This is a genomic window from Chitinophaga sp. ARDCPP14, assembly GCF_051362515.1.
Classification (GTDB): Bacteria; Bacteroidota; Bacteroidia; order Chitinophagales; family Chitinophagaceae; genus Chitinophaga.
Genome location: NZ_JBKIXB010000001.1, coordinates 315,793 through 340,009, shown reverse-complemented (window position 1 = coordinate 340,009; position 24,217 = coordinate 315,793). Strand labels below are relative to the sequence as shown.

Sequence of the window (24,217 nt, the reverse complement as noted above, 5' to 3'; positions counted from 1 at the left end):
AAATATACAAAAAATGTGTTCCCGGATGCCGATGGGTTTATAGTCGCTCTACGCTGCTGATTCCACTAAATCCGCGATATAAGCTTTTAATGTGGTTGTACCCCTGACAGGATTGGGATCCTCGTATTTTTCCCTGAGCGTAACATGGGTCATTGCTGCCATTGATTTTGCTGCCGGCTCTGAAAAGCCGGCGTCTTTAAGCGCCTGCATCCAGTTGGTTTCGGGAATTTCCACTGCTTTAACGTCTTTACCCAATGCAGCAGAAAAAGCTTCTGCCACATCGGTTGCCGAGTATTGTTGCGGACCTTCTACATAGTGCAGTCCGGTTTGGGTAACCGGTTCCAGCATGAGCCGGGCAGCTACGCTGCCAATATCCCCTGGACAAACCATTGGCAGTTTAAAATCAACGGGATAAAAGGTATAAACAATACCCGATTCACGCGCTGTTGCCAGCGAAGTGGCCCAGTTGCTCATGTAATAAGCGCCGCGGATAATACTGGCAGGCACATTCATTTCAGCCAATTGTTGTTCCATGTTATACAGCACACCCAGGTCGCCCAGGCCGTCCCCGGGTTGTGCACCATAAGTAGACTCCGCTACTACTTTTTTTATCTGTGATTCACCGAGTGCGGTAAGAATAGCGTTCAGGGTTTCTTTTTCCTGTGCTACGGTATCTGTTGACGGATCCGCCGGGGGATTGAGCAGAAATAATTTTTCGCCGGTATTAAATATTTTCTGCAAACGCTTTACATCCAGCGCATCAGCGATGGCCACTTCCGCTCCCTTTTGTTCCCATTGCTGTTTCTTTTTAGGATCGCGGGAGATAATGGTAACCGGCTCCCCCTTTTTAATCAGGGTTTCTGCCAATGCAGACCCTATATGTCCTGTGCCGCCTAAAACAATATGCATACATCAGTAGTTTGGTGTGCGGATGGAACCCACAAATCATACCATGATGCTGCCAATAACAACAGCTTCCCATAAGAGAAGCTGCTGGTGGAATGATAGCAATAAAAGTGACTGTCAGTAGAATACAGCGATGCTGTCTGCTTTCCAGTTGGTGTCGTTGAGGTCCACTTCTATACCACTGCTGGTTGGCGCAAAGAGATTACCTTTTAAAACGGTGCGTTTGTTAGTTTCAAACTTAACATTGTTAATAACTTTGTTGGCCAGCAAATTGCCCAGTCTGCTCCGGCAGACAATGGTTATCGAAGGCACGATGTAACTGCCCTGCAGGGGAAAATATGCCTGTGTTTTAAAGCCCGGCTTTCCCTGGTTATAGGCGGGTATCTGGAACGTATAGCCCATGTAATTCGAATAAGCGGTACCGTTGGCAGGGTTGCTCACTTCACCAGTCGGGAAGTTAAACACCCGTGGGATGCCCCCAAACTGGATGTCCATCCAGGCAGCATCAGCAGGTAGCGGGTCCTGGATAATAAATTGCAGCCTTGCCACAATACGATCCAGGGAAACTTTGGCGTTAGCCGGTCCGTTTACCACCATTTCGAAGTGAGTGCTGAAGGCATCACTGCCGGGATATTTAAACCCGGCATTGGTGATGTAGGAAAGATACTTGTCGCCCGCAGCCAGCAAAGTAAACTTGTAATTACCCGGCGGCAATGTATCCCTGATTACACCAAAAGAAGGGGTACCAACTTCCTGCATAATTTCATGTTTTATGGCTGCCTGTGCACCCGTACCATACACTTTGTAGTAAAGGTATTTTACATGACCATCCAGGGAATCTTTTGCAGTTGGAGCGTCGCCGGCGATGCGGCCAAAGCTGTCCAGCTGCTGCGTAAAATCGTTGACATTAAAAGTAACGGGGAAGGCAGGTCCGGCACTGGCTTCAATGTTGGCAGGTTGTTCAGTGCTTTTGTTACAGGAAACGAATAGTATGGCGCCGGCAAGCCATACCAGGGGAGCAGTTTTAGACATGGTTGAAGAATTTAGGTAGATTAAGTTAACTTTATTCCGTGCCTTTTTTGTTACTCGTAGTAGTAGAGTTTGGAGGGGATGTAAGGGGAGGATTTACTATTAGATTGGTTCCCCATTCGATAAGAAGAATTACATGATCATTAAAATTAGGGAAGAAATAGGCAAAATAACGGAGCCATTATTCTGGTGTAACCGTAATTAAAATTTTCTCCATAAAAAAAGCCGCTTCCCAAAAAAGGAAACGGCTTTTACATCATCACTCAAAAACAATTTCTATTTCTTTTCAGGCAATGCCACAAAACGGATCACATTCTTTCCACTCAGGTAGTTCTTCGACGCAGCCTTAATGGATGCACCGTTAACCCGGCTCAATTGTTTTTCTATATTGGGCAGCTCTTTCAATTCTTCCTTGCCTTCTATTTTCCCGGAGATAAATTGTAACCAGAACTCATTGCTTTCGGACTGCAATTCATATTGCTTCTGAAAGCCGGCTTTGAACTTTTGTACTTCATCGGTAGTGGCGCCCTGCTGCTGTAAATTCGCAATATCCTGTTGTACCAGTCCTACCAGGTGTTCCACGTGTTCAGGTGCACATCCGAATGATACATTTACGCCGAAGCGCTGATCGGGTTCTTTCGACATATTTGCATTTACCGAAGGGGTGTATACTTCGCCGGCGTTTTCCCGCAGGCTTGTCAGCAGCCGGTATTGCAGGATTTCAGACAACGCCTGCAACTGCATTTTGTTCTCCGTACTGTAAACACAATCGCCGTTGTAAACCAGTAATACACTGGCTTTGTTGTCTGTTCCTTTGGTGACTGTTTTTACCAGTTGTCCTTTGGGTACAAGTACCGGCAGTTTAACAGCTTTCTCTTTTCTGTTCAGGGAAGGCAGTGCGCCGAGATACTGTTCGAGCAAAGGTTTGATGCTGTCGGTATTGAAATTACCTACAAATACAAAGTTGGCCTGGGACGCATCTGCAAAGCGGTCGCGGTAAACCTCATAAGCTTTTTCCAAACTGATGCTATCGAGCCTGGCCAAGGTGGCAGGGCTTGTGCGGTAATTGTAGCCGCTCAATACTGCAGTCACGGTATCTTTAAATACATTGCCCGGATCATTGTAGCGGGTTTGGATCTGCTCCCTGGATTGGGCTAATGCATTTTCAAATAACACGGTGTCTTTCCGGGGTGCGGTGAACCGCAGGTATATCAGTTGCAGTGCGGTTTCAAAGTCCTTTACGATGCTGGCGCCGCCGATACCCTGGCTACGTCCGCTGATGAAGGCGCCTACGGAGACTGATTTACCGTTTAATATCTTCGATAATTGAACGGGTGAGAAGTTAGCCAGACCGGAACCACTTATAATACCGTTTGCACTGGACGCGCTGGGAAAGTCTTCATTTGAATATTTATTGATACCACCCGGTGCAAATGAAAGGAACTGGATAACATCATTTTTGTAAGTGGTTGGTTTGAGCCATACTTTCACACCATTGCTCAGGGTTAATTGCTGTATGCCTAATGCCGGATAATTTTTTTGCGCTGTTACTTTTCCAGGCGCCGGTATTTTTTTCAACAGCGGCTGGTCGGTAACGTTGTCCTTATACTCTGCCAGCGAAGCTGCAGCAACGGTTTTAAACCATCCTGTAACGGTGGCGGAATCAGGAAGATTATTCTTCTCTTTATCGGGAGCTACGATGAAAATATCACGGTTGGTATCTGTGATGTATTCGTTGGCAACTGCTTTCAGGTCATCCAGGCTGATACCCGGTAATTCTTTTTTCAGGAAGTTGTATTCCCAGTCGAACCCTGGAGAAGCAGCTCCTTCGAGGAACAGTGCCTGGTATTCTTTCACGTAGCTTTCAGAAACGGTTTTATTTTTTTCTTTTGCTGCTTTTTCCAGGCTTGCCATATAGGCTGCTTTGGCCCGGTCCAGTTCAGACTGTGTAAAGCCGAAGCGTTTCACTTGTTCTACTTCCGACCAGCCGGCGGCAAAGGCTTCCGCCAGTTTGCCGGGTTTCGCCGTTACGGAGAAGGAGAACTGATCGAGTCCGCCCATTAAGTTGCCGATGCCTGCATTTACGCCCAGGAATGGAGGATTGGGTTTTTGAGATAACTCGCCGATCCGGGCGCCGAGTACCTGGTTAAACAACGACCGCTTTACGGTATTGAGATAATCGGTGGTGGTAGTCAATTTACCGGCGGTATGTTTGATGGCGATTTCCAGGTTGGTGGCAGATACTTCCGGGTCGGTAATAGTCAGGAATTGATTTTTACCGGTGAGGGCAATTTTATAATCGGGTCTGGGTTTTTCGTTGGCGGGGTTTTTCAGGTCTGCAAATTGTTTGCGGATCTGTTGTTCCACCTGGTCAACATCCACATCGCCTACTACGATGAGGGCTTGCAGGTTGGGACGGTACCAGTCGTGGTAAAAGCGGCGGAGCGTGGCTGCCGGGAAGTGCAGGAGTATGCTGTCTGTACCAATAGGGGAGCGGTTGGCATACCTGGCATTATTTAACACCACGGGAAGTGTCTTATCCTGTATGCGTGCAGCTGCTCCTTCGCGCAGGCGTTTTTCTTCAATGATCACACCTCTTTCTTTGTCAATATCATCTGTTTCCAGCAGGGCTTCCTGTGCCCAGTCGCGCATAATATCCAGTCCGCGGCTCACCATCTTAGGGTCGGCAGTAGGGATAGGCAACTGGTAAACGGTTTCATCGAACGATGTAAAGGCGTTCAGGTCGGCGCCAAAGCGTACGCCTGCCTTTTGCAGGTAGTCGATCAGTTCATTTTTGGGGAAATGGGTGGTGCCGTTGAAGTTCATGTGCTCCAGGAAATGAGCAAGACCGCGCTGATCCTCATCTTCCAGGATAGAGCCTACTTTGTTGGCCAGGTAGAATAATGCACGTTTGGAAGGCTCATTGTTTTTGCGGATGTAGTAGGTAAAGCCATTGGGTAATTGTCCTGTGCGAACAGCCGTGTCCAGCGGAATGAGCTGGCCCTGACCGGAGCCCTGTGCAAAGCTGCCTGCAGTGGAAAGACATAGCAGTCCTGCTATGGCCAGATAACGATAATGCATAGATGTTTATCTTTTGTTGGTTTTTGTGTGTAACATGTTCCCGTTATAAAGAAGCGGCTTAAACATTATAACATGTCTAAGATACCTTCATTCTCGATAATAATCATTCCTTGTCTGTCTGTTGTAATACCTTTTTGCAAGGTATAGGTGTATTTGGGTACGGTACCTTCCATAATAGTTGGCAGGAATTCAAACTGTATATGATCGCCTGCTGTTTTTAGCGCGTCTCCCACTTCAAAGATATGTGTGGAAATAATAAAGAAACAATCCCTGAAGGCGGTGAAAGCTTCTGTTACTGCCAGTGTGGCGTCATAGGCATCTTTCACGTTGGTACCTTTAAACAGTTCGTCGAAAATAACGAAGAGGTGTTTGTCAGCATTTACTTCTTCCGCTACTTTTTTTACCCGGAGCACTTCCGCATAAAAATGACTGTATCCACGGTTCAGGTCATCAGGTACATTTACCGAAGAATAAATACCATCCAGCACAGAAAACTCCAGTTCCCGGGCCGCTACAGGAAATCCCATATGTGCCAGGTACATCATGATACCGGTCGCTTTCATCAGGGTGGATTTGCCCGCCATGTTGGCCCCGGTGAGGAACAGTACATTACTGTTGCCATTAAACGAAAGGCTGTTGGGAACCGCTTTATCCAGGCCGGGATGTTTAACCCCTTTGGCTATCAGCGTATTCTTCTCTTTCGGCAATGCCTTTGCATAGGAAAATCCTTTTGCTTTGGCAATGCCGGAAACGGTGAGATACACTTCTATTTCGTAGGTGAGTGCCAACAGGGTTTTTAGCTTATCCTGGAATATGTGTGCGAGCAGATAGTGTAACCTGGCGGTTTGCAGCAGGGATCTTTGGGAATTGATATTTTGCAGCCGCTTATCCCGGAGGATGTTCCGGGCACTTGTGACCCATTTTTCCCAAGGGGTATTTTTATCACGACCTTCTTTTTCGAGATGATCAAGTAGGGTAGAAAAGCCTTTTAGCAGCTGTACGCAGGTATCTATTCCCTGCAGCTGCAATTCAAATGCATCATCCTTTACCAGAAGGGCCGCTAACTTTTTCCGGCCCATTTGCCAGAGGGCGAGGGGGAAGCTGCTGTTACTTCCTTCATCCAGGAAGGCTTCCGTGTTGCCCAGCAGTTGTTCGTTGAAAGGAAACGGAATGGGCTGTTCTCCAAAATAACGGAAGGCAGTGCTCCTGGCATTGATCTGATCCGCATCGGTTAGTGGATGGAGGAACATGGCATCCAGCAGTTTTTCTGCCCCCCGGGTTTTTACCTGGTTAAAAAGGGAGAAGATGGAATTGGCATTATACTTTCCAAGCAGCGACAGATCGTCCAGTGTTTGTTTATCGGCAATAAAGCTCATGTGGTCTTCTTTATTGATTTTTTCCTGGCCAATAGGTCCAGGATACCTTCATTTTTTATAATTACCATACCATGCCGGTCGGAAGTAATACCGGAGGCCAGTTTATGCGTATAAACGGGCTTATTGCCTTCCATTAACGTTGGCAGGTATACGAAGTTGATATTGTCACATTTCTCTTTGAGCACGTCGCCGGCTTCAATGATATGTGTAGATACCACGAACATACAATTCTTCCTGCGTGCGATGGCCGATGTAATGGCGATGGTGGCTTCATATGCATCTTTTACATTGGTGCCGCGGAACAGTTCATCGAAAATGACAAACAGGTATTTGTCGCGGCTTAGCTCCTGTGCAATGGTTTTAACCCGCAGCACTTCCGCATAAAAGTGACTGGCCCCCTGGCTCAGGTTATCCGGCAGGTTGATGGTGGTGAAAATACCATCCCTTACAGAAAATTCCATTTTGGCTGCCGGCACCGGGAATCCCATCTGGCCCAGGAACATAGCAATACCCAGCGCTTTCATAAAGGTGGATTTTCCCGCCATATTGGCTCCTGTCAGGAAAATAATGTTACTGGAAGGAGTGATGGTTAATGTATTCGCCACCGGCCTGGTTAAAGACGGATGGTAAAAATCTTCCAGTATTACTGTTTGCTTTTCCGCATCCAGGGCAACCGGGAAGCAGAACTTCCGTTCCCTGGCAGTACGGGCCACCGACAGGTATACATCGGCCAGGTAAATATGTCCCAGCAATTGGAGGATGATGTTCCGTTGCCGGAAGCGGAGTATTTTATCATACTCCGCTACCTTGGCAAAAGAAAATTTCTGTTTGGTATGTTCCTGCAGGAGGGACTGCAATTCTGTTGTTTGTAATAACCGGTCGATGGAAGCGAGTTCCCTGTTGTAAGGAATACCTGCTACCTGTTGCCGGATGCTGTCTGCAAACACCCGGGTGGCCTGTAAGATACCGATCAGGCTTACCACGCCTTTTTCAATGGCTTTGTATTCTGTGTCGGCGGCAATCAGGTGATTAAACTTTCTGCCCAGCGTATGTTCCTGGTCATTCAGCTTCGTGCGCTCATCGGTATTTTGCAGGTGTTGTTCTGCTGCATCGAACCATTCACCCTCATACGGAAAGCTTATCTGCTGTTCAGAAAAGGCGCGGATGATGGTGCTGCGCGCATTGATGGCGGCAGCGTCGGAGAGCGGGCTGCGGAACATTTCTTCCAGCAGCTCAGAGCCGCCGCGGGTAAAGGTGCGGTTAAATATCGTGTACATTGAATCGCCTCCACCTTTCCCGAAAATGTTCAGGTCATTCAGCGTTTGTTTATCGGTCATTAGGCTCATACCAGCTGTTTGTTTTACTTTCTTCTTCTCCTGATGAGTAAAATGCTGCTTCCTATCAGCAATAATCCCGGGATCACGCCCATTAATCCGTATTTCACCACCTTCAGGCTTCCTTTGGTAAGAAAGAGGGTGTTGTCTTTTGAATGCGGACGGCTTACGTCTACTGGTACAGTGCCGTAAGATAACCAATGGAACATACCCGGAATCAAAGAAAAGTTGGAAGCGCCGTAATATCTGATAGGCGGTTTCATACCCCCGTTACTGATACAGTCGGCATCTCCTATGATCATGATGCGTTGCTCTTTATTACCTATCTTTCTCGATAAAGCCATTGCCGTAACAAAGCTATCTGCCCTTTCTCCGGCCATTACATCTACGGAAGCAGAATCATTCACAAAATCGATGGTCTGCGTTTCATTCCATGTTTTCATGGTATCGGTCTGAAGAACGGGGGTGGCTTTAAAGCCTTTGTTTTCCGCCATTACCAAACCAGCCGCTTTCACCATGCCCACATACGCATGTTGTTTGATCATGAGATCGAACATAGGTGCGATGCTGATAGCAGCATTTGTGGGCCGGCATATAACGGCATTCGCAACTACATCTATTTTAGGTTGTACCAGTTGGCCGGGTATTGTTTTTACGCCAAATTGGGAAATGAAAGATTCCATGACCGCTGATCCTGGTTTAAGGGTCACCACCAGGTTTCCGCCATTGGCAATATAGGTATCCAGTTTTCGTTTGGAAACGGAATCCATCTCCTGCTGCATATCGGAAATCACGATAATGTCTACTCCTGCGGGAATCTGGTTATTACCGGAAAGATCCAGCGTTTCCACATCGCAGCCCTGGTTAGTGAGCGCATAACGGAATGTTTTAACAGAAGAGAACAGGGTATAATCTTTTATACGATCCCCTTCTATTTTCCGTTCTCCTTGTCCCTGCAGGAAAGCAATTTTTGGCAGCTTCATTACCATGCGTTTGAAAACGGCTGATACTTCCGCTTCGTCGGGAAATTTCATCATATCTTCATAGATCCTGAGAAATGCCTTTTGCCCGTTTTCTCTTTCTACTAGGCGGACAAAAATATTGCCTTCATCCCGGAGGTTGATCTTCTTCCTTATTTCTTCCGGTGTCAGGAAGAGATCAATATCGAGGTCTTTGATCTCTGCTTCCTTTTGTGCCATTTCCGCGAGTGATTTGTTTTTATAAACAAAATTCAGGCGGGGGTTATTGCTGGCAGAATCGTAGTAATAAACGTATTTCAGCTTTGTTTCCGGTTTGAAGCGGATGTATTGTTTCAGCTGTTGTTTATCTTCATTTACCATTTCGGGCATACCATTATAGCCTTCCCGGTCGAGGAGGTTTACATAGGTGGTGATGGTGAGACCGCCATCCAGTTTAGCCATGATCTGCTGGCTATTGGGGGTGAGGGTATTCCGCTTGGTTTCGGTAGCGTCGTAATAAGCCATGAATATTGGGCGGGAAGTGGTATAACCCAGCGCCATAGCGGCGATCACTACAACTGCATATTTGCTCCATACCGAGGAAAAAGAGGCATGGGTGCGGTTGGACTGCAATTTCAGGATGCTCAGTGCCAGGAACATGGCAACTACGATCACAAAATAAAGCACATCTTCTGTGCAGATCAACCCACTGATCATTTCGTTGCAACGGCCGGAAATAGACAGCCAGTACGTAATGTCACGTACAAAATCGATGCTCTGCCATACTTTGTTCATATAGCTGAGTGTTCCCAGCAGCACCAATGTGCCGAGAGCCGCTACTACCTGGTAAGAGGTGAGGGAAGACATAAACAACCCGATAGCCGCATAGGCGCACATCAGGAGGTAAATGGCAAAGAGACCTGATAGTACAGGCGCCAGTTCAAAGTTATCTACCACAAACATACCCACTATTACATACACCAGTAATACGGCGATGAGTAGTAAGCTATAGGTCATCATGGCAAGGAACTTACCACGAATGATCTGTGAGGAAGTAACCGGGGATGAATACAGTAATTTGATAGAACCGCTGCTTAACTCCCGGCTCATCAATCCCATTGTAAGCAGGGGCATATAGAGGTACAGGTAATTTTGTACGGAAGCCAGCATTCCCCTTTGTCCGGAGAAAATATTAGCGGTAATAAAGGAGAGGCCCATACCGCTGCTCTGGCCACGCAGCATCTCCTGCAGGGTGTCTGCAAAGCCCATTCCCGTCTGAAAAGTAAATACCACGAGGATCATCCAGGCGATCGGTGAATAAAACAAAGTGAATAACTCTGCTTTGGCGATCTTAAAAATTTGTCTCATTGAATATCTTTTAATGATTTTTTATTTGGTATTTTTTTTAGACAACCTGGCAAATACTGCGTCCAGTGAACTCTTTTCGATAATCAGTTCTGTTAGTCCCCAGCCTTTGCCCACACTTATTTCCGCTAGCCGCTGTGCTGTTTTCTTTTCCCCGTCGTATCCGAGCCTGAAACGGGAGGGGGCCAGTTGTTCGATAGATCTGATACCTTCCAGCTTCAGCAGTTCTTCAGGTGCAGGAGCTGCGTCCAGCATAACTACCAGTGAGTTGGGTTCAATATAATTATCGAACATTTCCAGTGTGCCGGAAAATACCATCTGGCCTTCTTCAATCATTTTGATTTCCTTGCAGGTAGCCTGTACTTCTGTGAGGATGTGCGTGGATAGCAGCACCGAGCGGTCTATCGCAATTTCTTTGATCAGGTTCCGTACTTCCACGATCTGGTTGGGATCCAGGCCGTTGGTGGGTTCATCGAGCACTACAAATTTAGGGTTGTGCACAATGGCCTGGGCGATGCCCACGCGTTGCTGGTATCCACCGGAGAGGTTGCGGAGCAGACGTTCCCTGAAATGTGCCACACCGCATCTTTCCAGGGCCTGGTCGACTGCTTTTTTTAACTGGCTTTTTTCCACCATCCGCAGATCAGCGCAGTAGGTGAGGTATTCTTCCACGGTGAAATCGAGGTACAGCGGCAGTTTTTGCGGCATAAACCCGATGTTGCGCTTGGCGGTTACCGGGTCATCTTTCAGGTTGATCCCGTTGATGAATACCTCTCCCTTCGATTGTTTTAATACTCCACAAATGATGTTCATGGTAGTGGATTTGCCGGCTCCGTTGGAACCCAGCAGTCCCACCACTCCCTGGCTATGGATCTCAAAATTTATGTCCCGAACCGCCCACTGGGAAGCGTAACGGTGAGACAGATTTTCAACTTTTACGATGGCGTTTTCCATTCATTACGGATTGTTTATTAAATAATATAGCAGGCGTAAGCTTTTGCTTACACGGTGATTGCAGTTGAATATTTTTTATGAAGATGTGCTGCTGAAAGATACCTTTCGCCGGGGACGAAGCCCCGGGCGAAAGGAAAGGTTATACATCAGTAGGTGGCGTTGGCGATAGCACGCACATCTATATGATATTTTGTTTTGTAATAATCCACCAGGATATCAAACTTCTGTTTAATGAGCGGATACTGCAGGTAAGGCTGCATTTGTGCATCCGTCCGGGTTGTAATATGCATGATAAATGACGTGATATCATTTGATTTGGCCGTTCCCCAGGAATAGGTGCCATAATACCATTCACCTATTCTGCCACTGAGGGCATCATAGCTGGTTGGTAAAAAGCCGCTGCTGCGGAAGGCCTCCAGGTTGGCAGGAATGGACAGCGGCGCTGTGGGTGCTGCTTCTGCTGCATAATTGCTGACCGTGTAGAATGCTGCCGGAATATCAAGAATATTATTACTGATATAATAGTTCCAGATAGCGCCTGTCAGGACATTCTTTTTGTCCACCTTTTGAGCCGGGGTCATGGTACGCAGTGATGCGTTCATGCCGGCGAAAGTGATGGACTTACCTACTACCTTGTAATCGAAGTAGAGGTATTCCCTGCCGGGGGGATACCCGGTCCTGTATTGTTTGATGGTATCTGCCATGAGAACGCGGTAAGGAATCCCCTGGTTTTTCTTGAAATCATCCGGCAGGAATTTCAACCACACATCGTTCAGGAAATTCAGCATATCACCGGTATAAGCAGGGTTGCCCAATACCGCTGTATCGATCTTTGATGCGCTGCCGCCGGCTGCCTGCATCCATTCAAAATCCTTTTGTGTAAACACATACAGGAAGTAAGATCCGTAGTTGTTATAGAGCTGTTGAATTTTATCATTTGCCTCTTTTGGGGCGTTGCCCTGCGGTAAAACATAATCAGGTCCGATCGGCGTTGGTGCGCCGATTTCAGTATCCTTCGCACAGGAAAATAGTAATATGCTGGAGATGCAGCCGATTAGAAATATATGCTTCATGTTATGATGTTATTGCTTGTTTAAACATTACTGGCCGATCCTGTCGGGCATAGTGCCGGATGGATTTTGTTTCAGTGCCTGGTTTCTCTGCAGTATGCTATTGGGAAGAGGCAGCGTGTACATCGGATCTTTTTCCTTCAGGGTATAATGCAATACTGCTTCCCCCGGCTCATGCTGATACCGGTGCGTAATGGCAGGCATGCCATAGCGTCGGAGATCAAACCAGCGGAATCCTTCCAGGAAAAATTCCTTACGGCGCTCTACCCGGACTGCCTGCAGCAGTGCTGCCTTGTCGCCAATATTTTCATCTGTGTAACCAATGATGCGTGTACGGCGCAGGTCATTCAGGTCTTTCATGGCAGCAGGCAGTTTTCCGAGCTGCACGTTTGCCTCCGCCCTGTTTAACACTGCTTCTGCTGTACGAATGCATTGGGTCAGTTCTCCGTTTATGATTGTATACTTCGTGATGAGCGGTGTGCCACCTGAATTCGTTATACCATATTTTAGGCGCACATCATTGTTCTGATCAAAAACTGACAGGAGATCCGGAGAAGGAATAAAGGCGGTTTGGTCGCCCCCTTGCGGTTTTGCACCAAACATCCACTCTACTTCAGGGTTGGTATAGGTGAGCCAGTAACCAGTGGTGATGCCGGTCATGTTCATCAGTACTGACGACTGTTCAAAAACTTTACTGGCTTCTGCTACGCACTCTTCCCATTTTTCCATATAAAGATATACCCTGGACAAAAGAATGTGAATGGCTGGTTGATTGATGTGAAAGTCCCTGCGCGCAACAGGCAGCGGATCCATCAGCGTGGCAGCTTCTTTCAGATCGTTAACGATTTGCTCGTACACCCTTGCTACCGTCGACTGCTCCGTGTATTCGGCTGTAACATTGGAGTTCAGCTTTAAAGGAATGGAAAGCGCCTGTGGATTGTTGTTGTAAGGTGCTCCATAGAGATTTACCAACCGGAAATAATAGAACGACCGCATCGCCAGGGCTTCGGCTTTTACCCTGTCTTTATCCTGCTGGCTACCGATCGCGGTATTGATATTATCCAATACGGCGTTACATCCCATTATCTTCTCATAAAAATAGTAATAGGCGGTAGACGCGGGATCTTCACTGATAAGATCGCCTAACCCATTCCTGTCGGCCAACTGGGGCTGCCAGGTATAAAACAGGTAATCTGTTTTAACCGTAGCGGTGCCTACGATAGTGTAGGGGGTGCCCGCGCCCCATTCAATGTTCAGGTCCACATCGTCGTCCATGCGGGAAAGAAAATCAGTTGGCTCCTGATTTCCCATATAACCTGATCCCATCAATAGCTCCCGGAAGTCGGTAGCCGTTTTGGGAATAATCTCGCTCTGTGATTGTTCTTCCAGGAATTTGGTGCAGCTGGATGTCAGCACCGTGAAGACAAAGAAAACAGCAAATAACTTATATTTCATGCGCTTCAATATTAGAAAGTCATATTAAAAGATAATGACGTTGTTCTGCGGGCAGGCCATCCGTTTGTTTCCGGATCGTAACCTCTCCATGCGTCGTCAAAAGTTACCAGGAATGGGTTGGTCATGCTGAGGGACGTACTCAGTCGTTTGATGTGTATCTTTTTCAGCAGTTCCTGTGTAAACTCATAGTTCAACGCAATCTGCCGGCAACGGATAAAGTCAGCATCTGCCACCATGTAATCGGATTGATTATACAGGTCATACGGCGTTACTCTGTTTGACGCTATCGTGGGCAGGTAGAACTCTATCCTGCGGGGATTACCGGGTGGAACAGCAGGGATGTTGGTGTGCTGCTCATCGCCTGGTTGTTTCCAGCGGTCCTTCAGGATCCTGGGTGCATTCTGTTCAGGAGTAGGCGCCCCGGAAGAATTGTAGAACACCGGCAGCCTTTTTTGATTTCCGAAAGCCATGGCAAACTGCGCGCTTAACGAAAGGTTTTTATATCGCACCATGGTATTGAATCCGCCGGAAAAATCGGGATCCAGCTTACCGGATTTAACGAGGTAATCCAGGTCATTGGCAGTAGGTTTAATATCCATGTTTTTAAAGAGAGGCACGCCATTGGCTGGATTTAAACCGGCATAGGCAAAGGAATAAAAGGTGGAGTAAGCCTCTCCGTTCACAATAGCAGTTCCGTTCAGGTAATCATCTTTTGTATTGATCCTTTCGTTTTGTTTCAGCACGTTCCGGGCAAGACCGGTATTCACAGAAAACTGCCACATGAAGTCTTTCGTACGCACCGGCACTACGCTGATGATCAGGTCGTACCCGGTGTTTTCCATCAGGGAACCAAATACGGTAGCGGAGTTCATCCCATTTTCAATGGGTACGTCCCGTGAAGCCAGGATATTGCTGCTTTTTTTGTACCAGTTGGCGGTGGCGCTCAGGCGGCCGTTAAACATTGCCAGGTCCAGTCCGAAGTTCCATGTTTTTGTTTTCTCCCAACCCAGTTCAGGATAAGGCAGCGATTTGATGTTGAGGACATATTGTTTGAAGACATTGCTAAGTCCCCCATCGGTGGCAATCAGGTAAGGAGATACCGCTTCCACTGCATTTCCCTGGTAGCCGTAGGTGGCAGACAGGTCAAGTGCGTTCAGCCATTTCACGGAGCTCAGGATTTTTTCATTGGCAACGCGCCACTTTCCACCAAACGACCAGGTTGGCTGGAATTTCTTGTTTTTATCCTGGCCAAAACGGTTGGAGGCATCCAATCTCGCATTGAAGTTGAAGATAAATCGCTGATCAAAAGCATATACCGCAGAGAAGTACTCACTCAGGAAATTACTTTTTTGATTGACGATTCCTGAATTTGTGCGCATGAGATCAAGCAGGTTGTCGCCATTGGCGGAAATCATCGCGGGCATTACCGGAACAGGTGCATAGCTTTCCCCGCGATACCGTAGATAACCATAACGGCTATCGGTATTACCCTGCATTAATGCGGATCTGGCTTCCATTCCAGCCTGAAGGGTCACGGCATGGCGGGTACCAAATAAGTGGTTATATACCAGGCTGTTTCTCCAGGTATAGCCACTGTTGTCGGCGTTCTGCAGTTGTGCGAGTCCTCCGAAAGGCAGGCGGCTGGCCAGTTCCTGCGGAGAGTTGGACAGTACGCTGCCGAACTCATATCCTCTTGTTTGAGTGATAAAGTAAGATAATTCCGTTGCGTAGGATTTTACGCTGGAATTGGTAAGGGTGTAAGATAACAGTCCCTGGTATTGCAGGTCCTTTGTTAACTGCAGGTTTACATCTACAGTAGATGCGAGGTTATTGGTAACATTTTTATTTCCTGTATTATTAATTTCATTCTGAATGTTATACCGGTAGCTGTTGTTGCCGGGGAAAACGGTGCTGGGTTCTCCTCTTTTCTCATGGTAAAAAAGGGATCCGTCATCATTATACATAGGAATGGTTCTGGCAGTATTATAAGCATGGTTGAACGGATCTACGCCATACGAAAAACCATTTGTTTCCCGCCGGCTGCCGTTTAGCATCAGGTTTACGGTCAGCCGTTTTCCGAACCGGAGAGTGGTATTGGAGGAAGCGGCGAAAGAAGTAAGGTCATTCCCTTTGGCTTCCCCGTTCTGCTGCTGAAGACTGAAAGAGGTTCTGTTGGAGATCTTCTCGGTGCCGCCGGAGATGCTCAGGCTATGATTCTGACTGAACGGGTTGCGGAACAGGAGTGAGAACCAGTCGGTATTCTGGTTTTCCAGCTTGCGGTAGCGTTCCATATAAGTGGCATAATCGATTTCTTTTCTCTGTAACTGCTGGATCAATGCGGCATAGCCGATCGGCAATACTTCAGCGGTATAGCTGTCGCGGGCTTCGTATACTTCTTTCGAAAACTGCATCAGTTCCTGGGAGTTCATCAGGTCGAAGTCGCCGTAGGTAGGTTTCTGACCCACTGTGAGGTTGGAGCTATAAGACACCGATAACTGGCCGGGGCGCGCTTTTTTCGTGGTGAGCACAATTACGCCGTTGGCTGCCTGTGAACCATAAATAGCGGTGGCCGAAGCATCTTTTAAAACGGTGATGGTTTCAATATCGTTTGGATTGAGCCAAGAAATGGCATTGGAGGCGATCAGCCGCAGTTCGCTCATATCTCCAGCCAGTGATCCGCTACCATTGGGCATTGGCAGGGGATCGCGCTGGATTACGCCATCCACTACCCAAACCGGTTCCTGGTTGCCCAGGATGGTGGAGGTACCGCGGATACGGATCTTTGGCGTGGAACCTACCTGTCCTGATTGCGTGATAACAGACATGCCCGGTACAACGCCCTGTAACATCTGATCGATGCTGGTTTCGCCGGCGATCTTGATATCATCTGCCTTTACGGAATAAACGGAGCCTACGTAATTCTTTTTATTCACGTTCATATACCCGGTGATCACCACGTCGTTCATTTCCAGGTCTTTCCTGTTCAGCGTAATGTTCAGCAGGAGGTTGGCTCCTTCTTTCACCAGCAGCGACTTCGATTGTGCTTTATCCAGCGTGTTGGCGGTATATCCGTTGTCGCCCTTCAGAACAGCGATTTCCAGGGTTTCATACCCCAGCATGCTGATCACGAATACGGCATCTTCAGGTGGACGGTTAAAGAAGAAGGACCCGTCGGAACCGGTGATGGTACCGTTGACCGTATTTTTTATCCGGACAGATACGCCTGGCAATAGTTCACCAGTGGAAGACCGGATGGTGCCGGTAATCGTATTGGGAGGAGCCAGGATATCGCCGGCTGGTATTGTTTTGCGTGACAGTACAATCGTTTTGTCCTTGATCACGTAGGTAACGGGTAAGTCTTTCAATACTTCATTCAGCAAGTCTTTCAGGGGCATATCCCGTACAGAAAGCGATACATTCCTTGCATCATTGATCGTGTTATTATTACTGAAAACTACGTACCCGGTTTGTTGCTTAATAGCACTAAATACTTGTTTGATAGGGATGGCTTTACCCGACAGGGTAACGGTTTGTGCGTGACCCGAGGCACTTGCCTGAAAGATGGCGGCTGTTAATAGAATGACAGTAAGTCTCATTACCAGAAAGATTTTGGTTAGGCCCGTGTTTTTTCCCCGGCGATCCGGCGGCCAATAGCATTTTTTTTGCATAAATTGCATGAGATTTGGTTGTTAATAAATGTGAATTGCAATAAACCGTTTAGAAACCAACTAAGTCAAATACACCGTCACGGCCGCAATCCGTGACGGTTTTTTAATGGTTGGCTTGTTAAATTACATAGTCAGGCCGGGCCATGCAGGCCCCTTCTGTGATTCCCGGTGCAGTGTAACTGATACTTATTTATTCAGCACAATCAATTTGCGTCCTTCTACTCTAAAGTCCACTTCTGTTCTCCTTAATATTTCCAGCAGGTCTGTTAATGAAATTTGTCTGCTCATTTCTCCCATGAATTGTATATCCGGTATACCATTTTCATAAACTACATCTATATTGTACCAGCGTTCCAGCTGTCGCATTACTTCTTCAAGATTAGCGCCTTCAAAGTTGAACAGGCCGCTTTTCCAGGCCATTATTTTTTCAATGTCCGGTTTGTTTACTATAGCTATTTTTCCTCCCGGTGTGTTGCTGATCTGTGCCTGCTGGCCAGGTTTGAGGATTACGCTGGCAGGTTCATTGATTACTTTTACGCTTCCATCGAGCAATGTAGTATTGATCGTTTTTTCATTTTCGTAGGCGTTTACGTTAAACAACGTGCCCAGTACTTCTATGGAAGCTTTATTATTTACATTTACCCGGAAAGGTTTATTGGCATCTTTTGCTACTTCAAAACAGGCCTCCCCATATATCTCCACTTTTCGTTCCTTACCGGCAAATGCAGTAGGGTAGCGGATAGAGCTGGCTGCATTTAACCACACCTTTGTTCCATCAGGTAAGGTCAGCTGAAATTGCCGCCCCTTGGGCGTGGTCATTTTGTTATATTGAATGTCGGAGACGGCTTCCCCGGAAGGATCATACTTGAGTTTACCATCCGACAGTACGATGGAGCTGCCGTTCTGTTGCGCAACAACCCCGCTGGTCAGGCTATCCAGCACTACCTGTCGTCCGTCGGCCAGGGTAAGTATGGCGCCCTGGCTGCCGGGAGTGATATCCGCTACACGGGATGCGATGGTGGGAGACTGATCTTTTTTATTCATTACCAGCAGGTAGGTACTTCCTGCAAGCAGCAGTGCCGCAGCAGCTGCCCAGCCCCATCTGCGGATAAAATGAACCCGGTGAACCGGCCTCATAATGGGTTGGTCAAATCCGGGAATCTGTTCACTGATCTTCCTGGAAATCCTGTCAGCATCATAGGCATAAAACCGCTGAAGATTCGCCACCAGCTGTTGCTGATCGCTTAATTCCGCAAAAAGATGACGGTTATCGTCGGAGGCGTTGATCCATTCCGTTAACGCCATCTTCTCGTCAGCATTCAGACTATTGTCCAGGTATTTGCCAATCAGGCCGGCTATGTAATGATTGTTCTCAGTCATGTCGATACTACTAAAACAACTAACTCCTCTTTTTATACCGCCCTTTTCAAAAAAAAATTTACCGCTGCAGCATTAACAGCGCGGAAACGAGGACTGGCAGGGATATCAACTCATTTTTTAAAAGGGCGGTACGCAATAATCCCACGCCTTTTGCTTTTTGGTTCAGAACGGTCTGGTAGGCCATATTGAGTTCGTCGGCTATTTCCTGTGGCTTTTTCCCGTCGATAACGGAAAGGCGGACTACCTGCCGGCATTGTGGCGGCAGTTTTTCAATTTCAAGAAAAATAGCCTGGGTGACCTCCGTTTTAATATAGGCTTTTTCAACATCTATGGAAAAGCGGTCGGCGTTCCTTTCTATCGACTGGTGGATATCACCATGTCGTTTTTGCGCCTTGAGATAATTGAGGGCGGCATTCCTTGCTGCGGTGAACAGGAAAGCTTTGAGTTGCCCGAGTGTAGGAAAGTCCTCTTTTTTTTGAAATGCCTGGATGAAGCATTCAGAAACAATATCTTCTGCGGCCATGGTATCGGAAGTCAGCTGTTCCGTAAAAAAGCAGAGTGGCCGCTGGTATAGCGCATAAATTTGATGCAGTGCTTTGTGTTCGCCCTGCTGAAAAGAAGATATCAGCTCAATTTCCCCGTATGCTTGCTTACTTGACAATGCTTATTTTATGTTCATGTTTGGAAGCACAAACTAGAGCAAAAATTCTCAAGGAAAAAGGGGTGTGTTTAAATGATTGAAAATTAATAGGTTATGAATTATGAATCTATAAACCTGTTTGAGGCTGCTGGTGTTAAATGAGTCTGCCATAGAACATATTAATTTTGTGGAAGTTTTCAGCATTTTATTACATATTTTAATAATTAATAAGAATATCGCACCTATAGGATAATAGCCAATTACAGCTGAAGATTTAAAAGAGACCACAATGAATAAAGCGATTATAAAAAAGTTCCTGATTTATTTTATGCTGAGAAATATTCCGATCATGCTAATCGTGTTTGGATTTATGAGTAATGAGAAGGCGTGGGAGCATATTGTAAATCTCCTTTAAATCGAACTTATTATCTGCCATTTTATTTTTTATACTGCCTGTTACCTTACTCGATGCGTTGCTTTTCGTATGGCCATACGCTTACCTGCTAAAGCGTTTTAATGAAGGCGGGCGGATGCCTTTTGTGTAGTATTGGATTGGTTTACTCTTGTTGGAAGCCATATTGTTAAAGTTTAGTATTTACGGGAATATGCCGTTGTTGCTGGTTATTGCTGTTTTTGTTTACCTGGTTGCTTTCACGTGGGTATTTTTCAGAAAAAACATCAGGAAAGGAAACGCTGCGTTATGAAAATTAGGCATAGATCTTCTATGCCGGAGGCAGCAACTACAGTTTTACATACCAAAAGGATAAGTTTCCGGTATCTTTTCATCATGTGGTTGTATGTGCAGCGGATGCAACGCAGTGGTTTCATCCGGGCAGATAAAAGCATCATAGCGTTTTGATAAAATGGAGGCACATAATTGCCGGCCCACTCCCTGCCAGCTGGTCGGTATTCCAGCTGTTGTTATCAAACTCCATCATACTGCAGTATACCTTCGTCCCTGCAATGATGTCTGTTGAACGAGTTGCGTACTGCTGTTCATTCTGATTAAATGGCTCAAAACAAGAGATCGCCTTTTTTGCAAACTGCGCCGCTTGCTGATCTTCCTTTTGCAGATAGTTGATCATTGCTGTATGGAATCCCATAAACTAACGATGCACCTGTCAGCGATATCATCCATCAGGGCCTGTAAACCGGCGCTGTCATTTAACGTGTGCCTAAACGTCTTTTACCTGCTCCGTCACAATTATGATACCCCCGACCATCTGTGGATGTATTAATTGTTCATCACTGCTGTAGCAGATTTTTCCCATAGCAGCTGGAGCCGTTCGTGAAGCTGATTCAAAACGTGATCGTTATTTTTTTTATAGCAGATAAATTGGCATGGGTGGCCGGGTTTTTGTGCCGCGGAAGGGAACAAAAAACAATTTCTTTCACATCTTAAAAGATAATTTTATGGCTATTGTAAAAGTAATTGAAATCATTTCCTCTTCTGAAAAAAGTATTGAAGATGCTATCAGTAATGCGGTAACAGAAGTATCAAAAACAATCCATAATATAGATTCTGTTTTCGTAAAAGATATTAAAGTGCATGTAAAAGATGGGAAGATAACCACTTATGGATTGATCTGTAAGGTATCTTTCCGGATAGATGAAGCAGAACGGAATCAAAAAACGGCGTAGGTCTTTCATCCGGTCTCATAAAATTATATTCCAAATGGCACATCTCTTGTTTTTATAATGATGAATCAAATGGAATTAATTTATGAGAATAGCACAAGTAGCTCCATTATTCGAAGCAGTGCCACCCTCTTTGTACGGCGGTACAGAGAGGGTGATTTATTATCTGACAGAGGAGCTGGTGAAAGAAGGACATGAGGTTACTTTGTTTGCTTCAGGAGATTCTGTTACAAATGCTGAACTGGTTGCTACGGTTGGCCAGTCGCTGCGGTTAAATGGTAACTGTACTGATCCGCTGGCGTATCATATTGTGCAAATGGAAGAAGTGATCCGGCGGGCAGATCAATTTGATATCATACATTTTCATACCGACTACCTGCATTTTCCATTTAGTGCACATTGCAGTACGCCTTGTATTACCACATTGCACGGGCGGCTTGATATTCCTGATCTGCAATCAGTTTACCGTATGTTTCAGCAGCAGCCGGTGGTCTCTGTTTCCGATAACCAGCGTCTGCCTTTGCCGGCAGCCAACTGGATAGGTACAGTGTATCACGGATTGCCTGTTCATCTGCATTCGTTACAGGAAGAGGCAGGTAAATACCTGGCTTTTATCGGGAGGATTTCTCCTGAAAAGGGTGTGGACAAGGCTATTGAAATTGCCATCCAGGCAAATTGCCCGTTGAAAATAGCGGCCAAGGTGGACAGGGAAGACCAGCAGTATTATAAAGAAAATATTGAGCGCCTGTTAGCACATCCGCTGATCGAATATGTAGGTGAAATTAATGAGAAGCAGAAAACTTCCTTTTTAGGAAATGCGATGGCATTGCTGTTTCCCATTGATTGGATAGAACCTTTCGGACTGGTGATGATAGAAGCGATGAGCTGCGGTACTCCTGTGATTGCATTTAAAAAAGGATCTGTACCTGAAGTCATCAAAAACGGGGTCAGTGGTTTTATGGTGGAAACGCAGGAGGAAGCACTGCACGCCGTTTCAGCAATTACTCGTTTATCGCGCAGGGAAGTTCGCCGTGTTTTTGAAGAAAGATTTACTGCAAACAGGATGGCAACAGATTATGTGCAATTATATGAGTTGATTATCGCAGGTAAACGTAACAATATGCCGTTGGATCTTTTAATGGAGCAACAACAGGTATTGTAAACTATAAAAACAGTACTATGGAAAATATTATTCATCCAACTGAAGAAGAAACTAAATTTCATATATCAGCTGATGTAATTAATATAGATGAGCGGAATAAGGTACTCAATCACTGTAATACGTTTGGCCTTTTCGACCAGTTGGGTAATATTTCTCCCGGTGGTAAAATGGTGCAGGGGATCTATCATGATGGCACCCGGTTTTTAAATAAATTAAATCTGGCTATCGATGGTAAAAAACCTTTGCTATTGAGCAATGCTATTAAAGAAGATAACGAAATTTTGTCCGTTGACCTCACCAACCCGGTGCTTTCAGAAGGAAAAGTAGCCGAAAATACCGTTCATATTTCCCGCACACAACTGATCCGGAATAAGGTTTTTTTAGAAGAACTACAGTGCAGGTATTTTGGTGATCAGCCCTGCCAGTTTGATCTTTCCCTTTCTTTTGGTGCAGATTTCAGGGACATCTTTGAAGTGCGAGGCACGCAGCGGGAGGTAAAAATTCCCCCTGTAAAATTAAAGAAAGAAGGCGACCGCCTCAGCTTTCAATACATGGGATTGGATAACGTAGCACGCGAAACAACGATCGTGATCAGCAGTACGGCCGACTTTTATGTTATCCGGGATACAGTACATTTCACGGTGATGCTTCAACCCGCAGAGCAGACCGTTATCAGTTACACTATTTATCTGAAAACGGACCAGGAAAAAAATATGGATATCGATTTTCAGCTGGCACAGGAAACAACCAATGAGGAATTGAGCAGCACCCGCCGCCTGTTTGCCAGCATTTACACCTCCAATACCCAGTTCAATCACTGGATCAACCGGTCGATGGCTGATATGCTTTCACTATTGACGCGTACGGAATCCGGCTATTATCCTTACGCCGGTGTTCCCTGGTATAATACGGCTTTTGGCCGCGATGGCATCATCACTGCAATGGAATTGTTATGGCTGGCTCCCGCTATCGGCAGGGATGTATTGTTGTTCCTTGCCAGCAAACAGGCTACTGAATTCATACCGGAAAAAGATGCGGAGCCGGGCAAGATCATGCATGAAACACGTAACGGGGAAATGGCCAACACTGGCGAAGTTCCGTTTAAAGAGTACTACGGCACCATAGATGCCACGCCGCTTTTTATTATGCTGGCGGGGATGTATTATGAACGCACCGCTGATGCAGATACCATTAAACAGCTATGGCCCCATATCACGGCTGCATTGTTTTGGATAGATAATTATGGTGATATCGACGGTGATGGATGGGTGGAATATAAGCACAAAGCCAGGAACGGACTGACCAACCAGGGCTGGAAAGATTCCTTTGATTCTATTATGTATGAAGATGGAGAACTGGCCGAACCCACCATTGCGCTTTGTGAGGTACAGGGTTATGTATACGCGGCAAAAAAACACGCGGCCAAGCTCGCGGTCGTCCGTGGTGAATTGTCGCTTGCCGGCCAGCTGGAAAAGGAAGCGGCGCTACTGAAGCAAAAGTTCAATGAACAATTCTGGGACGACCAGCTGAATTGCTTTGTGCTGGCCCTGGATAATAATAAACGTCCTTGCCGGGTGGTGAGCTCCAATGCGGGCCATTGTCTTTTTACCCAAATAGCTACGGAAGAGCATGCACGAACTTTGGCCGATACCCTGCTGAGCAATAATATGTTTACAGGCTGGGGCATCCGCACGCTGAGTGCCGTTGAGAAGCGATATAACCCCATGTCATACCACAACGGCTCTATATGGCCGCATGATAATGCCATGATTGCTTATGGTTTATCGTTGTACGGCTTTGAGCAACAGGTGTTAAAAATAATGCAGGGCATGTTTGATGCGGGTTTATTTATTGAGTTGCAACGTTTGCCGGAGCTGTTTTGCGGACTGGACCGCCGCAGGGGAGAGGGGCCTACAGCCTATCCTGTTGCCTGCTCGCCACAGGCGTGGTCAGTGGCAGCGGTATTTATGTTGTTGCAGGCATGTTTCCGGGTGCACATAAACGCGGTTACCAAAACTGTTACGTTTGAAAAACCGTTGCTGCCCTCTTACCTCGAGCAAGTGTATATTTCCAACCTCATCCTGGGTGACAGCCTCTGTCATCTTAACCTGACCCGCCTACATACAGACGTGGGTTTCAACCTGCTGCAAAAACCAGACGACTGGTCGGTGATCATAAAGAAATAAATGCCTGCTTTGAA

16 protein-coding genes are annotated in these 24,217 nt (G+C 46.4%); 3 read left to right on the top strand and 13 right to left on the bottom strand.

The genetic code is table 11. The features are described 5' to 3' along the window. Window positions 1–48: 48 nt before the first annotated feature. The 13 genes from ACLHR0_RS01305 to ACLHR0_RS01245 all read right to left on the bottom strand — a co-directional run bounded on the left by ACLHR0_RS01305 (window position 49) and on the right by ACLHR0_RS01245 (window position 20,320). Complete coding sequence (locus tag ACLHR0_RS01305) at window positions 49–909, bottom strand: NmrA family NAD(P)-binding protein (RefSeq protein ID WP_436484320.1); 861 nt, start codon at window positions 907–909, stop codon at window positions 49–51. A gap of 114 nt (window positions 910–1,023) precedes the next feature. Next, a complete protein-coding gene (locus ACLHR0_RS01300; protein ID WP_436484319.1) occupies window positions 1,024–1,938 on the bottom strand; it encodes a hypothetical protein in 915 nt (304 codons plus the stop codon). A gap of 273 nt (window positions 1,939–2,211) precedes the next feature. Further along, window positions 2,212–5,016, bottom strand: coding sequence for a M16 family metallopeptidase (locus tag ACLHR0_RS01295; protein ID WP_436484318.1), 2,805 nt, complete (start codon window positions 5,014–5,016; stop codon window positions 2,212–2,214). Window positions 5,017–5,081: 65 nt separating this feature from the next. Beyond that, window positions 5,082–6,392, bottom strand: coding sequence for a MutS-related protein (locus tag ACLHR0_RS01290; RefSeq protein ID WP_436484317.1), 1,311 nt, complete (start codon window positions 6,390–6,392; stop codon window positions 5,082–5,084). Further along, window positions 6,389–7,738 carry a MutS-related protein gene (locus ACLHR0_RS01285; protein WP_436484316.1) on the bottom strand — a complete coding sequence of 450 codons (1,350 nt, stop codon included), beginning with the start codon at window positions 7,736–7,738 and terminating at the stop codon, window positions 6,389–6,391. Before ACLHR0_RS01285 ends, ACLHR0_RS01290 begins: the two co-directional genes overlap by 4 nt. 14 nt (window positions 7,739–7,752) lie before the next feature. Next, the gene (locus tag ACLHR0_RS01280) at window positions 7,753–10,053 is read right to left on the bottom strand and encodes a Gldg family protein (RefSeq protein WP_436484315.1); all 2,301 of its coding nucleotides are present in this window, start codon (window positions 10,051–10,053) and stop codon (window positions 7,753–7,755) included. Between the two features lie 21 nt (window positions 10,054–10,074). Then, the gene (locus ACLHR0_RS01275; RefSeq protein WP_429045619.1) at window positions 10,075–11,004 is read right to left on the bottom strand and encodes an ABC transporter ATP-binding protein; all 930 of its coding nucleotides are present in this window, start codon (window positions 11,002–11,004) and stop codon (window positions 10,075–10,077) included. 146 nt (window positions 11,005–11,150) lie between these two features. Continuing rightward, complete coding sequence (locus ACLHR0_RS01270) at window positions 11,151–12,077, bottom strand: hypothetical protein (protein WP_436484314.1); 927 nt, start codon at window positions 12,075–12,077, stop codon at window positions 11,151–11,153. 27 nt (window positions 12,078–12,104) lie between these two features. Next, window positions 12,105–13,529 (bottom strand): RagB/SusD family nutrient uptake outer membrane protein, encoded by a 1,425-nt coding sequence (locus tag ACLHR0_RS01265; protein ID WP_429045622.1) that lies wholly within the window; start codon window positions 13,527–13,529, stop codon window positions 12,105–12,107. 11 nt (window positions 13,530–13,540) lie between these two features. Beyond that, a complete protein-coding gene (locus ACLHR0_RS01260; RefSeq protein ID WP_436484313.1) occupies window positions 13,541–17,125 on the bottom strand; it encodes a SusC/RagA family TonB-linked outer membrane protein in 3,585 nt (1,194 codons plus the stop codon). Window positions 17,126–17,383: 258 nt separating this feature from the next. Next, on the bottom strand, window positions 17,384–18,577 hold the full coding sequence (locus ACLHR0_RS01255) for a FecR domain-containing protein (RefSeq protein ID WP_436484312.1): 1,194 nt from the start codon (window positions 18,575–18,577) through the stop codon (window positions 17,384–17,386). A gap of 58 nt (window positions 18,578–18,635) precedes the next feature. After that, on the bottom strand, window positions 18,636–19,238 hold the full coding sequence (locus tag ACLHR0_RS01250) for an RNA polymerase sigma factor (RefSeq protein WP_370909831.1): 603 nt from the start codon (window positions 19,236–19,238) through the stop codon (window positions 18,636–18,638). 824 nt (window positions 19,239–20,062) lie between these two features. Then, complete coding sequence (locus ACLHR0_RS01245) at window positions 20,063–20,320, bottom strand: hypothetical protein (protein ID WP_436484311.1); 258 nt, start codon at window positions 20,318–20,320, stop codon at window positions 20,063–20,065. Between the two features lie 310 nt (window positions 20,321–20,630). On the opposite strand from ACLHR0_RS01245, the gene ACLHR0_RS01240 reads away from it, so the two are divergent. The 3 genes from ACLHR0_RS01240 (at window position 20,631) to ACLHR0_RS01230 (ending at window position 24,203) form a co-directional block, all read left to right on the top strand. Next, window positions 20,631–20,858, top strand: coding sequence for a dodecin family protein (locus ACLHR0_RS01240; RefSeq protein ID WP_436484310.1), 228 nt, complete (start codon window positions 20,631–20,633; stop codon window positions 20,856–20,858). 82 nt (window positions 20,859–20,940) lie between these two features. Continuing rightward, window positions 20,941–22,017: a glycosyltransferase family 4 protein gene (locus ACLHR0_RS01235; protein ID WP_436484309.1), complete on the top strand. Its 1,077-nt coding sequence runs from the start codon at window positions 20,941–20,943 to the stop codon at window positions 22,015–22,017. 17 nt (window positions 22,018–22,034) lie between these two features. Next, window positions 22,035–24,203, top strand: a complete 2,169-nt coding sequence (locus ACLHR0_RS01230) for an amylo-alpha-1,6-glucosidase (RefSeq protein WP_436484308.1) — start codon at window positions 22,035–22,037, stop codon at window positions 24,201–24,203. Window positions 24,204–24,217 lie beyond the last annotated feature (14 nt).